General features: G+C 42.4%; 10 protein-coding genes. 5 read left to right on the forward strand and 5 right to left on the reverse strand.

Annotation, left to right across the window (positions count from 1 at the left end):
• Positions 1–216: 216 nt before the first annotated feature.
• The 4 genes from KZC02_RS03660 to KZC02_RS03675 form a co-directional block, all read right to left on the reverse strand.
• The gene (locus KZC02_RS03660; RefSeq protein WP_221394930.1) at positions 217–1,650 is read right to left on the reverse strand and encodes a TolC family protein; all 1,434 of its coding nucleotides are present in this window, start codon (positions 1,648–1,650) and stop codon (positions 217–219) included.
• Positions 1,640–4,846, reverse strand: coding sequence for an efflux RND transporter permease subunit (locus KZC02_RS03665; RefSeq protein ID WP_221392869.1), 3,207 nt, complete (start codon positions 4,844–4,846; stop codon positions 1,640–1,642). Before KZC02_RS03665 ends, KZC02_RS03660 begins: the two co-directional genes overlap by 11 nt.
• Before the next feature lie 172 nt (positions 4,847–5,018).
• Complete coding sequence (locus tag KZC02_RS03670) at positions 5,019–6,101, reverse strand: efflux RND transporter periplasmic adaptor subunit (protein ID WP_221392870.1); 1,083 nt, start codon at positions 6,099–6,101, stop codon at positions 5,019–5,021.
• Positions 6,102–6,262: 161 nt separating this feature from the next.
• Positions 6,263–6,688, reverse strand: a complete 426-nt coding sequence (locus KZC02_RS03675; protein ID WP_221392871.1) for a hypothetical protein — start codon at positions 6,686–6,688, stop codon at positions 6,263–6,265.
• Between the two features lie 423 nt (positions 6,689–7,111).
• On the opposite strand from KZC02_RS03675, the gene KZC02_RS03680 reads away from it, so the two are divergent.
• The 3 genes from KZC02_RS03680 to KZC02_RS03690 are packed head-to-tail and all read left to right on the forward strand — an operon-like array spanning position 7,112 to position 11,307.
• Positions 7,112–8,596, forward strand: a complete 1,485-nt coding sequence (locus KZC02_RS03680) for an ankyrin repeat domain-containing protein (protein ID WP_221392872.1) — start codon at positions 7,112–7,114, stop codon at positions 8,594–8,596.
• A gap of 5 nt (positions 8,597–8,601) precedes the next feature.
• On the forward strand, positions 8,602–9,096 hold the full coding sequence (locus tag KZC02_RS03685; RefSeq protein WP_221392873.1) for a DUF2271 domain-containing protein: 495 nt from the start codon (positions 8,602–8,604) through the stop codon (positions 9,094–9,096).
• A gap of 15 nt (positions 9,097–9,111) precedes the next feature.
• On the forward strand, positions 9,112–11,307 hold the full coding sequence (locus KZC02_RS03690; protein WP_221392874.1) for a PepSY domain-containing protein: 2,196 nt from the start codon (positions 9,112–9,114) through the stop codon (positions 11,305–11,307).
• A 15-nt stretch (positions 11,308–11,322) separates the two neighbouring features.
• Here the strand turns inward: KZC02_RS03690 and KZC02_RS03695 are convergent, their stop codons facing one another.
• Positions 11,323–12,309, reverse strand: a complete 987-nt coding sequence (locus KZC02_RS03695; protein WP_229253979.1) for an FAD:protein FMN transferase — start codon at positions 12,307–12,309, stop codon at positions 11,323–11,325.
• A gap of 266 nt (positions 12,310–12,575) precedes the next feature.
• Here KZC02_RS03695 and KZC02_RS03700 point away from each other — a divergent pair, with 266 nt between their 5' ends.
• Together KZC02_RS03700 and KZC02_RS03705 are read left to right on the forward strand one after the other, a co-directional pair.
• On the forward strand, positions 12,576–12,905 hold the full coding sequence (locus KZC02_RS03700; RefSeq protein ID WP_221392875.1) for a hypothetical protein: 330 nt from the start codon (positions 12,576–12,578) through the stop codon (positions 12,903–12,905).
• The gene (locus KZC02_RS03705) at positions 12,902–13,891 is read left to right on the forward strand and encodes an OmpA family protein (RefSeq protein ID WP_221392876.1); all 990 of its coding nucleotides are present in this window, start codon (positions 12,902–12,904) and stop codon (positions 13,889–13,891) included. The genes KZC02_RS03700 and KZC02_RS03705 overlap by 4 nt, the downstream gene beginning before the upstream one ends.
• Position 13,892 lies beyond the last annotated feature (1 nt).

Genomic DNA, 13,892 nt, shown 5'->3' on the forward strand with positions numbered 1-13,892 from the left:
AATCCTATAAATCCTGATTCCGACGTAGGAGGATTAAGGGATTTTCAGGATTGCTTATTTACAGGACTTTGAAACATGCCTGATGTTATGAACTGAAATCCTGAAAATCCCCTAATCCTATAAATCCTGATTCCGACGAAGGAGGATTAAAAAGGGCCGCCCCAATAATTTTGAGACGGCCTGATTTTACTTCATTATTATCTAATTTTTCTTACCTCAATTCCAACCCCCGCCAAGCGCACGGTAAATATTTACCGTGGCGTTCATTTGCTGCATTTTGGTTTCGATCAGGTCAAATCTTGATTCCAGAGCGTCTCTTTGGGTTAACAGCACTTCCATATAATCGGCCCGCGCTGATGCGAAAAGTCGGTTGGAAATCGTAACGGATTGCGTTAATGCTTCAACTTCTTTGGTTTTCAAGTCATAACTACTTGCCAAATTACTGATGTTGGATAGCTGATTGGCCACTTCAATATAAGCGTTTAGCACTGTCCGTTCGTATTCGTAAACGGCCTGGATTTGTCGGGCACTGGCACTGGCGTAAGTTGCTTTGATCGCATTTTTATTGATCAGCGGACCAGCCAGATCTCCCGCAAGGGTTGCAACCAGTGATTCAGGTAATTTGGCAATATATACCGGACTGAACGCACGAAGACCCAAAGCTGCGTTAAGACTCAAACTTGGATAAAAATTAGCTCTTGCCACTTCCACGTCCAGCTTAGCTGCCGCCAGATTGTTTTCAGCTTGTTTTACGTCCGGGCGATTCTGCAATAATTGGGAAGGGATACCTGCCTGCATCACATTTGGTACCAAATTCGCGAAACTGGCTTTATCTCTCTGAACCGGCTGAGGATATCTACCCATCAGAAAATTAATTCTGTTTTCGGTTACTGTAATCCGCTGTCTGATATCATATTGCAGATCTTGCGTATGCAATACCTGAGCTTCAAATCGCTTGACTGCCAGTTCGGTAACCCGGGTCGCCTCTTTTTCCATTCTCACGATTTTCAGCGCATTGGTCTGAATTTCAATGTTTTGCTGGATAATAGCCAACTGGGCGTCAAGTGCCAGTAATTCATAGTAAGAATTAGCAATTTCAGAAATAAGATTGGTCATCATGAAATTTCTTCCTTCCACCGATGCCAGATACCGGGATACAGCCGCTTTTCTTGCGTTACGCAGCTTGTGCCAGATATCGACTTCCCATCTTGCAAAAGCCGCAACTTGTACATCAGGTAAAAATTCAGGTGTTTCTTTCCCCGGCTTGATATCGGTTGTAGCTTCACTGGCTCCGATGTTCGTATACCGGCCAATCTTGTCTACGCCTGCTCCGCCGCCCAAACCAACAAATGGCAGATATTCCCCTTTTCTGGCCCTGATTTCCTGCCTTGAAATTTCAATTTCCTGCAAGGTGATGTTCAGTTCCTGGTTGTTTTTAAAAGCCGTGTCAATCAGCGCAGTCAGGTAAGGATCAGTGAAATAGCTTTTCCAGCTAATCTTTGCCGTGTTGGTGGAGTCCTGTGAGTTGTTATAACCCACAGGTACTGTCCTGTTCTCTGTTCTGTGAGCAATCGGTGGCACACTGCATCCGGTGTAAATCAGGGCCAGGAGCGTTATCCCGGCCCAGTTCAATATTCTTTTATTCCGCATCATTTTGAGTTTCTTGAGTTAGAGGGAAAGCATCGACTGCATGAACAAACTGCTCAGACAATGAGCCGTCCTCTTCATCTTTGATCATTTTTCTACCATCGGCCAAGCTGCCAAATATGTAGTACAATCCGGGAATGATAATTACCCCGAAAATTGTTCCGAATAACATACCACCCATGGCCGAAGCACCGATTGTACGGTTTCCGATGGCACCCGCGCCCGACGCACTGATCAATGGTATCAAACCGGCAACGAAAGCGAACGAGGTCATTAGGATAGGACGGAAACGAACTTTGGCTCCTTCAATGGCCGCGTTCAGGATCGTTTCTCCCTGATGCCGCTTCTGGACAGCAAATTCGACGATCAGTACGGCATTCTTACCTAACAGACCGACAAGCATGATCAAACCGATCTGGGCATAGATGTTGTTTTCCAATCCCATCAATTTCAGAAGCAGGAATGAACCAAATACCCCAACAGGAAGCGATAACACAACCGCGAATGGAATAATAAAGCTTTCATACTGGGCTGCCAGTACAAAGTATACGAAGGCCAATACGATCATGAAAACAACCAGTGACTCATTTCCACGAATGGATTCATCATAGGAAAGACCTTCAAAAGCGATATCGTATCCTTTTGGTAATGTCTTGGCAGAAACTTCACGAATGGCTGCAATCGCATCAGCAGTAGTATATCCTTTGGCCGGAAGACCCTGGATCGCTGCGGAATTGTACAAGTTGAAACGGGTGATCTCATTAGGCCCCTGGCCTTTTTTAAGTGTCATGAACGATGAATAAGGAACCATTTCTCCAACATCATTTTTAACAAAAAGCTTTAAAAGATCTGATGGAAGCCTTCTGAAACTTGGATCCGACTGCACGTATACCTTAAAGAACTGGTTAAATCTCGTAAACCCCTGTTCGTACGTACTACCGATCATGATGTTCAGGTTGTCCATCGCTTTTCCGATAGAAACACCTTTTTGCATCGCAAGCTGATTGTCAATCTGCAATTCGTATTGCGGATAATTCGCAGCAAAGAAGGTAAACAACCCGGTAAGCTCCGGACGTTTTGCCAGATCACCCATGAATTTCTTGTTTATCTTATCAAATTCAGCGTAATCGGTATCGGATGTTTTATCCAGCAAACGCATAGAGAAACCACCCGAAGTACCAAAACCAGGAATCGCTGGCGGTTCAAAGAATTCAACCACGGCACCCAAACCTCTTGTTTTGGCTTCCAGTTCTTCCATGATTTCTTTCACGTTTTTATCACGATCTCCCCAAGGCTTTAAGTTGATCAAACAAGTACCGGCATTAGAACCACGGCCTTCTGTCATGATCTCGTAACCAGCCAAAGATGATACCGATTCGATTCCACCCACTTCTTCACAAATTTTCTGAAGACGTCTTGAAACTTCGTTGGTTTTTTCAAGTGTAGATCCCGGAGGAGTCTGGATAATCGCATAGATCGTACTCTGATCTTCGTTAGGAATGAAACCTGCTGGTAGAATTTTATTCACAAATACAATTCCTGCGCAGAATATCAATAAGACACCCCATGTAACCACTTTCCTGCTAACGATCATTTTTAACAGACCGACGTATCTTCCGGTAAGTTTATCAAATACGCGGTTAAACGCATCCAGCGATTTGGTAAGTATGTTCTTCTTTCTTGGATGTCCATGATGATTTTCTAACAGCATGGCGCACAATACAGGAGTCAATGTCAAGGCGATCAGGGCCGAAATTACGATAGAACTAGCCATTGTAATCGAGAACTGACGGTAGAACGTACCAACCGGGCCAGACATAAACGAAATCGGAAGAAACACGGATACCATTACGGCTGTGATCGCGATAATCGCTCCGCTGATCTCAGAAAGCACTTTTTTCACTGCGTTGTAAGGGGTTATCCCCGGCTCTTCTTCAAACTTGGCATGGACGGCCTCGACGACGACAATCGCATCATCGACCACAATACCAATCGCAAGTACAAGTGCAAAAAGCGTAATCAGGTTGATGGAGAGCCCAAAACCCTGAATCACAAAGAAGGCCCCGATTAACGATACCGGAACCGCCAGGATCGGAATCAAAGTTGAACGCCAGTCTCCAAGGAATACAAAAACAACCAGGGCAACCAGAATAAATGCATCACGCAAAGTGTCAATAACCTGCTCGATAGAGGCGTCCAGGAAGTTGGAAACGTCATAACTGATCTTGTAATCCACACCCGGAGGGAAGGATTCTTTCATGACATCAAGCTTCTTTTTTACCTCTTCGATTACGTCACTGGCATTACTACCATAATTTTGACGTAACACGATCGCGGCCGAAGGATGGCCATCCAGATTGGAATAAATATCAAAGAATTCACTACCTAATTCAACCTTGGCTATATCTCTTAAATGTATGCTTTCACCTTTTGAATTGGCACGTATAATAATGTCTTCATACTGCTCAGGCTTGTCATACCTACCTTTATAAGTAAGCACATATTCCAGCGACTGGGCAGCAATACCCGAACTTTGACCGATCCGGCCCGGGCGACCAACAATACTTTGCTCGCCTACCGCCGTCATTACTTCTTCGGTAGAAATGTTATAGGCACGCATACGCTCCGGATTTAACCAAAGACGCATCGCATATCTACGACTACCCAATATTTGTGCTCTCGCTATACCTTTGGTCCGCTGAATTTCAGGGATCATTTTTACGGTAGCGTAGTTGAACAGGAATTTTTCGTCAATGCTTTTTTCCTTAGAATAAAGGTTAACATACATCAACATACTAGGCTGAACCGGAGAGATAATAACCCCTTCACGCTGAACAAGTTCAGGCAAAAGCGGCATCACCTGATCCACCCTGGTTTTTACCCGGATTACGGCTACGTTGGGGTCTGTACCGGGCTCAAAAATGATCCTGAGTGTGGCTTCACCGGCACTGGTTGCATCCGTAGCAATGTAACGCATATCCTGCACCCCGTTGATCGCCTGTTCAAGGGTAATCAGCGTGGACTTAACGAGTACATCCGCACTCGCACCAGGATAGGCTATAAAAATGTTTACTGTTGTCGGGGCGATGTCCGGGAACTGAGAAATAGGTAATTTCTCAATCGCCAGTATGCCTATAAAGACGATCATGATCGAAATCACAATAGCGAATACAGGTCTCCTTATAAATTGATTGAACATATCTAGTGGTTTTTTAATATTGTCCTTTAGACCAGAGTTTGTTTAGAATGTTTGTCGCTCCGGCGAACCGGGGCAAGGCTTGCGAAGAGCCAAAAAGCGGAGTTGACTTCGGTCAATGAGCATTTTTGGATCGAGCGTAACGCAGCCCACAGACATTATGGAAAGACTCTGTTTATTCGGCATATAGACTTAAATGGGATATCACAGAATCAGGCTTAACGAATTTGGTTTCTATTTTTTCGTTTTCGTGTACTTGGCGTAAGCCTTCCAAAAGGATTTTGTCATCCTTGCTCAGACCAGAGCCAACTACAAAAATGTGTGGCAATTCTGCTGCAATCGTTATTTCTCTTGACTGAATCTTGCTGTCTTTATCCAGGACATATACATATTTTTTCTCAAGAACCTCAAACGTAGCTTTCTGAGGAATGATCAAAGCATTTTTAAATGGTAGCTTAACCTGAATATTACCCGTTTCGCCATGTCTTAGCAATCCTTTCGGATTAGGAAATGTTGCCCTGAAAGCGATGTTACCCGTTTCATTGTTAAAATCAGCCTCAATAGTTTCAACCAGACCGGGATAATCAAACATCTTGTTATTTGCCATCAGCAAATCCACTTTCAAAGCACCGTCTTTAATGATCTTCGTTTTGTAATCCAGATATTCAGCTTCCGGAACATTGTAATACACCCACATTTTACTGTTGTCCGAAATCGTGGTAAGCAGATCGCCTTCGTTGACCAAACTTCCAAGCCTTCCCTGGAAATGATCCATAATACCACTGAACGGCGCCCTGATATCCGTAAAGCTCAAATGTGCCTGTGCTAAATTCAGTTCAGCTTTTGCCTTATCAAATTTGGCTTTTCCCAAAGCAAGCTCGTTTTTAGAAACCACATTACTGTCAGCCAGGGATTTGGTGTTTTTGTATTCGATTTCTGCGAAATTGGCCTCAGCCTGCGCTTTTTGCGTTTCGGCCTCGTAAATCATTGGCATAATTTTGAACATAAGCTGTCCCTTTTGTACCAACTGTCCTTCGTCTACGAAAATCTTCTGAAGATACCCCTTTTCCAAAGCCCTGAGCTCGATATGGCTGATGGCATGGATCTGGGCGACATATTCCTTTGTAACCAATGTGTCTTTCAGCAAAGGACTTGTCACCAGGTACTTCACTTCTTCTTCCTTTTCTTCCTTCTTCTTGTCACAGCTTGTCAGGTAGAACACGCTGCACAAGCTTATGGCCATGAGAATTCTATTCATGATGTTAGTTAATATATATGAGTTATTGGTAATTCGTTTTCATGCGTATGCGTAAATGCAACATACTTTTTTACCACCTAGCTGACTATTAAATCAGGCTTAACAGTAAAAACTGTAAAGAGAAATCCAGGCAAATTCAATTTTCCCGGTAAGCATTAATCTCAAATCCTGAGTACATTGAATTTGAGATAAAGAAACTTGTAATATGGAAAATAAGAAAAATGCTTATTTAAAAATAAGGGTCTTTTGATGAAGTGACTAAAATAGCTCGGCGTTTGTGTGTTAAATGTACTTGTTAAACCATTACTGATATCCGTATACTTTTTGAAAAATACCAGTTCATCTTCTTTTTCTTCAAGATTGGCCGTATGATTGGTTCCATTTTCCCCTTCCAGATTGGATAACGCTGACTTAAAAATTAAGTCCTGGCATTGCTGTACTCTGATATTGCCATCAAAAGCCAGACGATAAGCATTTTGTACCAGAGAAAAACCAACGGATTCATTATACGAATGTCCTTTCTGCGGAAAAAATCCACTTAACAGAAGAATACAAATTGGTAATAAGAATCTTAATAACTTAATCATTGGCCGCACAACTAAATAAAGACGAGGGGTGAATTAATAAGTACTCCTGTTAACTCAGGTACAAATAGCGCTATCATTAGTTAGCGTAGTATTAAATCGAAATTAAAATAGAGTTAAAATGTTTGCGAACGCATTAAAATGTAAGAATATATTAAGATTAATTATGAGAATAATTATGCCAAAAATAATTAAATGACTGCATCCAAAAATTTCCGGATTGGACTTACATCATAATCACAGCTGATAACTTTGATCAGGTGAACTTTTATAAAAGGTTAACAAGGTCTTTCATGTCCAAATCAAGCTAAAATCATGTTAAATTTTATGGAATTAAACACTATTTAGACTAAATCCTATTAGTTTTGTAACCGTACTTTGCCAGCCTGTTTCTTGCAGGCCTATCCGAATAATTACCTTATTAATATGAAAAAAATATTTATCGCCATCTGTACATTCATATCGATTGCGACATCAATTGAAACAAAAGCCCAGCAAAATGTACTTTTGGAGCAATCGTTCTGGAAAACTTCTCCGGACGTGACCGCAGTTAAAGCTGAAATCGAAAAAGGCAGCAATCCTTCACAGTTTAATGGTAACTTATTTGATCCTGTGGTTCTGGCAATTAATGCCGGGGCACCGAATCCTACCATTGAATATCTGATGACCCAGCCGGGTAATACCGTTGACAAGGCGACTCATGATGGCCGGATTTATTTGCATTGGGCGGCAATGAAAGGCAATGTTGAACTGATGGAATATCTGGTCGCAAAAGGAGCCAAAGGAAATTATGTGGATGGTCATGGAGCTACACCGATCAACTTCGCGGCCGGCGGCGGTCAGCAGAATACCAGGGTGTATGATATTTGTCTGGCGCATGGAGCTGATCTTAAAAAGGATCTGAACAATGATGGTGCAAATGCGCTTTTGATTGGAATAGCCAATGACAAGGATCTGGCACTGACCAACTATTTTGTCTCAAAAGGCCTCGACCTGAAAAGTACGGATGCTGCGGGTAATAATGCATTCAGCTACGCTGCCCGTGCCGGCAAAATTGACATTCTGAAAACACTTTTACAAAAAGGGGTTCCGGCAAATTCAAATGCGATATTGATGGCTGCGCAAGGTTCACGCGGTGGTGCCAACCCGATTGAAGTATATCAATATCTAGAGAGCCTGAATTTGAAACCGACTGTAATCGGGAAAAGTGGTGAAAATGCGTTGCATGCAATCGTACGCAAGCCAAAACAGGATGAAATCATCAAGTATTTTATTTCAAAAGGCGTTGATGTAAATAAGGCTGACGAAGACGGAAATACGGTGTTCATGAACGCTGCTGCCAGTAACCGCGATACGGCTACATTGGGAATGTTGCTTTCAAATGTGAAGAATATTAACCTGGGTAATTCGAAAGGTGTCAGCGCATTGGCTATGGCGGTTCGCAGTAATTCTCCGGAAGTGATCGGTTATCTGGTTGGCAAAGGGGCCGATATCAAAACGACGGACAAAAATGGTGACAATCTTGATTTCTATCTGGTTCAATCTTACAACGCGCAACGAGTGCCTGAATTTGAGGCCAAGCTGAAAGTGTTGCAGGATAAAGGTTTCAAAGTGGAAGAGCCTGCCAGTAACGGCAACACATTGTATCATCTGGCAGTTGCCAAAAATGATCTTTCCTTATTGAAGCGCCTGGAAGCGTTTAAAATTGACATTAATGCAAAAAATAAAGAAGGCCTTACGGCATTGCACCGTGCGGCGATGATCTCAAAAGACGATACCATGATGAAATACCTTTTGTCTGTTGGTGCCAAAAAAGAGATAGAAACGAACTTCAAAGAGACTGCTTTCGACCTTGCCGGCGAAAACGAATCACTATCTAAAAACAATGTAACTGTTAATTTCCTGAAATAATTTTCATGTCCAATCTACTTAAAACAGCGTTTGTATTTCTTGCGCTAATAGTCGCTCGTCCTGCCACTACATTTGCACAAAACGCAGGTACGGCCAAATACAAATGCGTGATCCAGATGACAAATTACATGGGCGAAGGTGCATATATTGTCATTTCCCTGATCAACAGTAAAAATGCCTACGAAAAAACATTGTACGTACTTGGCCCTGATAAGAAGTGGTACAACAGTATAAAAGAATGGCATAAGTTTCAATCCAAAAAACCTGCGAATATCAGTGCAATTACCGGCGCATCCGTTACAGGCGGTGATCGCAGCGTAAATGTGATAGAAATTGAAAGCGCAAAAATCAATGCCGGTTATAAAATCAGATTTGAAAGTGCCGTAGAAGATAAAGAATATCACGTCAAAGATCTGGAAATTCCTTTAACCACGGAAGGCCTTTCCGCCAAGAGCGAAGGTACCGGATTCATCCGCTACGTCCGGTTCAGCCCCAATTAAATTTCCGAGTATTTTATGACTATTTCAATATGGAGATACAGCCACTTAGCGTTGGCTGTATCTTCTTTTCTTTTGATCATACTGGCTTCTGTTACCGGCATCATACTGTCGTTTCAGCCCATATCGGAAAAATTTCAGCCGTACAAAGTTGAACATTTTGATGAGATCAGGCTCGCTCAAACACTTCCTGTATTAAGAAAGCAACATCCAGGAATAAGTGAGCTGTCAGTAGACGCGAACCAGTTTGTGCAGATTAAAGGAAGCGATAATGATGGCAAAGAATTGTCTGCTTATATCGATCCGCTGACGGGAAAAATCCTGGGTATTCCCGCACCGAAAAGTGAATTTTTCGAGTGGGTCACTGCTTTGCACCGGTCACTTTTTATACATGAAACAGGAAGGTTTTTTATCGGGCTGACAGCATTTTTATTGCTGCTGATAACCGTTTCCGGATCTATACTCATTATTCAAAGGCAACGCGGTATAAAACGGTTTTTTACAAAAATCGTAAGGGATAATTTCGCGCAATATTACCATGTGGTCCTGGGCCGGTTGTCGCTCATTCCCATTTTTTTAATTGCTTTAACAGGCACCTATTTATCCCTCGCGCGATTCGGGTTTATTGAAACGCCAAAACTTTCTTCCGAGGTTGACTTTGACACTTTTAAGTCTGACCCTGAGAAAAATCCTGCTGATTTTGAGATCTTTAAGCTGGTCAATTTATCGGAAGTGCAGACTATTGAATTTCCGTTTTCGGAAGATGTGGAGGACTATTATACATTAAAGCTGAAAGACCGGGAAGTGACTGTGAACCAGATTACTGGTGAGATTTTGAGTGAAGTTAAATACCCGTCGACTATATTACTTACCGAACTGAGCCTTGACCTGCATACCGGAAGAACAAACAGTATCTGGGCAATTATCCTGGCGGTTGCATCAGCTAATATTCTCTTTTTTATCTACTCCGGCTTTGCTATTACTTTAAAGCGCATAGCAGGAAGAACCAGGAATAAATTTACAGCCGAAGAGAGCGAATTCATCATTCTGGTCGGTTCTGAAAATGGCAGTACATTCAGGTTCGCAAACGCTATTCATCAGCAACTGACGGCAAGTGGCAAGACCGCTTTTGTTACAGAACTGAATAATTACAAAGTTTATCCAAAAGCTTCTCATATCATTGCCATGACAGCCACTTATGGGCTTGGTAATCCGCCAACCAATGCTGCCGGTTTTGAAAAATCAGTAGAAAAACACCGTCAGTTGCAGCCTGTCTACTTTTCGGTAGTAGGCTTCGGTTCACACGGTTATCCCGATTTTTGCAAATTCGCATTTGAAGTAGATAACATATTTGCAAAACAGAAATGGGCAGTTCCTATGCTGGAAATCCATACGGTAAATGACCGTTCGCCCGACGAATTCAGTCAGTGGGCGACAACCTGGTCACAGCATGCGAATATTCCGCTGGCGGTTTCCACAGAGCTGATAACACCAAAACATGAACGTCCGCACGCTTTAACTGTTGTAAGCAAAACGGTGGTCTATTCTGCCGGGGAAGCTTTTCTAATCCGTTTTAAAACTAATGCGGAAGTAGAATTTACATCCGGTGATCTGCTGGCTATTTACCCGGCGGATGATCATCGTGAACGGCTTTATTCCATTGGCAAAGTTGGCAATAATGTACAGCTCAGTGTCAAATTACATTCCAATGGCCTGGGTTCCGAACATCTTTATGGTCTTAAAACAGGAGATGCCATTAATGCCCGGATTGACAAAAATGAACATTTCCATTTCCCAAGAAAAGCAACCTCCGTGATCATGATCTCGAATGGGACCGGCATTGCGCCTTTTCTGGGCATGATCGATCAGCAAACCGGTGATACGAGCTGCCACCTGTATTGCGGTTTTCGCGATGCAGTTTCTTTTGGCATATATAAAGAAGCCATTGAGCAAAATTTACAGGACAAAAAGCTGAGCAAACTGAATTTGGCCTACTCGCGGGAAGGACAAAAAGAGTATGTGACAGATCTTTTGGAAAAGGATACTGATTTGGTTGCTAACGTACTTGCTAACAAGGGTGTAATTATGCTTTGCGGATCATTATCGATGCAAAATAATGTAGTAGAATTACTGGAAAATATTTGTAAAACCAGGTTGGGAAAAAGTGTGAGTTATTACCAGTCGCACGGACAGGTATTGATGGATTGTTATTGAATCTCCTGCCCTATTTTATTGCTTGTACTTAGAAATATCGAAGTTTTTGGAGGTAAAAACTTTACCATCATCAGCTATCATCACACATTTAAATTCAGGAAAACGCTCTATCAGTTCCAAACCAGCATTTTTTCCTAAAACCATGATAGAAGTACTGAAACCATTTGCCTTTTCCGCACTCGGGCCGAAAACGGTAACACTGCTTAAACCGGTTGCGGGATAACCGGTGGCCGGATTAATAATGTGCGAGTATCGTCTGCCATTAAAAACGACGAATTTTTCATAATTTCCAGAGGTAACAACAGCACCCTGACTAAGCGGGATCACAGCAAAAATTTCGTCCCGATGCATCGGATCGTTGATACCAATTACCCAGTCGCTGCCATCAGGCTGCTTTCCCCACGTATTCATGTCCCCGGTGCCATTGACAATACCGGCATTTATTCCACGGGCAAGCATCATATCCCGGCATCTATCGGCGGCATAACCTTCACCCAATGCTCCAAAACCAATCTTCATGCCTGCCACTTTAAGAAAGACAGTCGAGCGCTCTTTATCCAGTATAATGTTTTGGTAACCCACTTTTTCAACAGATTTTTTAATTTCTTCGGGCGTCGGCATAGCAGTCATAGATCCATCAAATTTCCAAATCCCATCCATTGCTGCAAAGCTGATATCAAACGCGCCATTGGTAAGCCGGGAAAGTGCAAGTGCCCTTTCTGTTAATTCAAAAACCTCTTTATCGACTTTAACGGGCATGATTCCGGCATTTGCATTCACCTGAGAAATTTGGGAAGTTGGTTTCCAGTCAGAGATCAGGTTTTCAATCCGGGTTATTTCATGAATGACGGTATCAATATTTATTTCGGCTGTCAAAGAATCTTTGGCAACAAGTGTAATTTCAAACCGGCCTCCCATGAGCAGTGTTGTTCTTTTTCTTAAAGTTTGTGAGTAAGAGATGAAACTATGTAAGATCAGAATTAATGTAAGGCAATTTTTCATTTCTAATTATTCCTGCTGAATATCAAGGCTATCAAATAAAAAACCGGAAGAAATGTCTCCCCTCCGGTTCAAATATGCAAAAAAAATTAAACTTATAAGTTACGGTTGCGGCAAACCCGTGATATCCATTCTGGCAACATCATATGATCATTCAGAGATAATAGGGGCTTATTTATTTGGTAATCCCAGCAATTTTAATCTGCTTTGTCACGAAATTCATTGGCAGAATTTTTGCTATGACTCGTTTTGAAACTTAACAATTTGAAATGAAAAAACTTCTTTTGGTTTTATTGGTTAGCATGTATGCAAATCCAGGCAGAGCCCAGCTTTTGAATCGTGTCCGGAACCGGGTTGAGCAAAAAGTCAATCAGAAAATAGATCAGAAAATTGACCAGTCGATAGACAAAGCGACTGAAAAAAGAAGCCTAAAGACAGTCCTGCGACTCAGGATTCTTCCACTCAGCAAAACAGTCCGGCAGAAACAACTGGAAGTCCTGTACCGGCCAGTACAGCCCAAAATTCAGCCCCTAAAAATGTTGCCATTCAGGATATCAATTCCTATTCCAAATTTGACTTTATCGCTGGTGAAAAAGTGATTGTTCAGGAAGATTTTTCTAAGGAATCGCTGGGGGATTTTCCATCAAACTGGAACACCCGTTCCGGGGCAGAACTGGTTACGATCAATACCCGTGAAGGAAAATGGCTTCGTCTGGCACAGACCGGCGTGTTTTATCCTGAATATATTACGGATAACCTGCCTGAAAATTTTACATTACAGATAGATTTGCTGGCCAATCAGCAGGTAGCCGCTATTGGCCAGTGGATGGTCAGTTTGCTGCAAACGAAAGACACAGATGAGAAATTCAGATTAGGAGAAGGCTTGCATGCATCGGGTGTTGCCAACTTCCAGCTGAACTTTCAACCCGGCTCGTCAAGAGGACAAATGTACTATTCAACTAACCTTATTGGCAGTCAGTCAAAATCGGGCATACCCGAATTTCATACACCGGAAAAGCCTTCAGTAAAAATATCAATCTGGCGGCAAAAACAGCGTATCCGGGTTTATCTTGACAGTACAAAGGTTTTGGATCTGCCCAGGGCGCTTGACGCCAATGCAACACTGAACTCGCTCGTATTTTCATCCAGCAATCCTGAATATGATTCCAAAGAAGGAGCATTTTTCATGAGTAATATCAGGCTTGCAGTAGGTGCTCCGAACCTGCGCAGTAAGCTGATGAATGAGGGGAAGTTCAGCACAAACGGCATTTTGTTCGATGTGAACAGTGACCAGATAAAACCTCAGTCTTATGGAAGTTTACAGGATATTGCTCAACTGCTTAAAGAAAATACGGCGGTAAAGGTTAAGATTATTGGCCATACGGATGCGGACGGCGATGATCATGCCAATCTGGAACTTTCCAAACGCCGGGCTCTTGCCGTTGTGCAGGCGCTGACAACTACTTTCGGTATTGATGCTTCGCGGTTACAAAGTGATGGAAAAGGAAAATCTGAGCCAGTGGACAACAATGATACATCAGCCGGAAAAGCCAATAACAGGCGTGTAGAATTTATTAAATTATAAT

The sequence above is a fragment of the Dyadobacter sp. NIV53 genome, assembly GCF_019711195.1.
In the GTDB taxonomy this organism is placed as follows: Bacteria; Bacteroidota; Bacteroidia; order Cytophagales; family Spirosomataceae; genus Dyadobacter.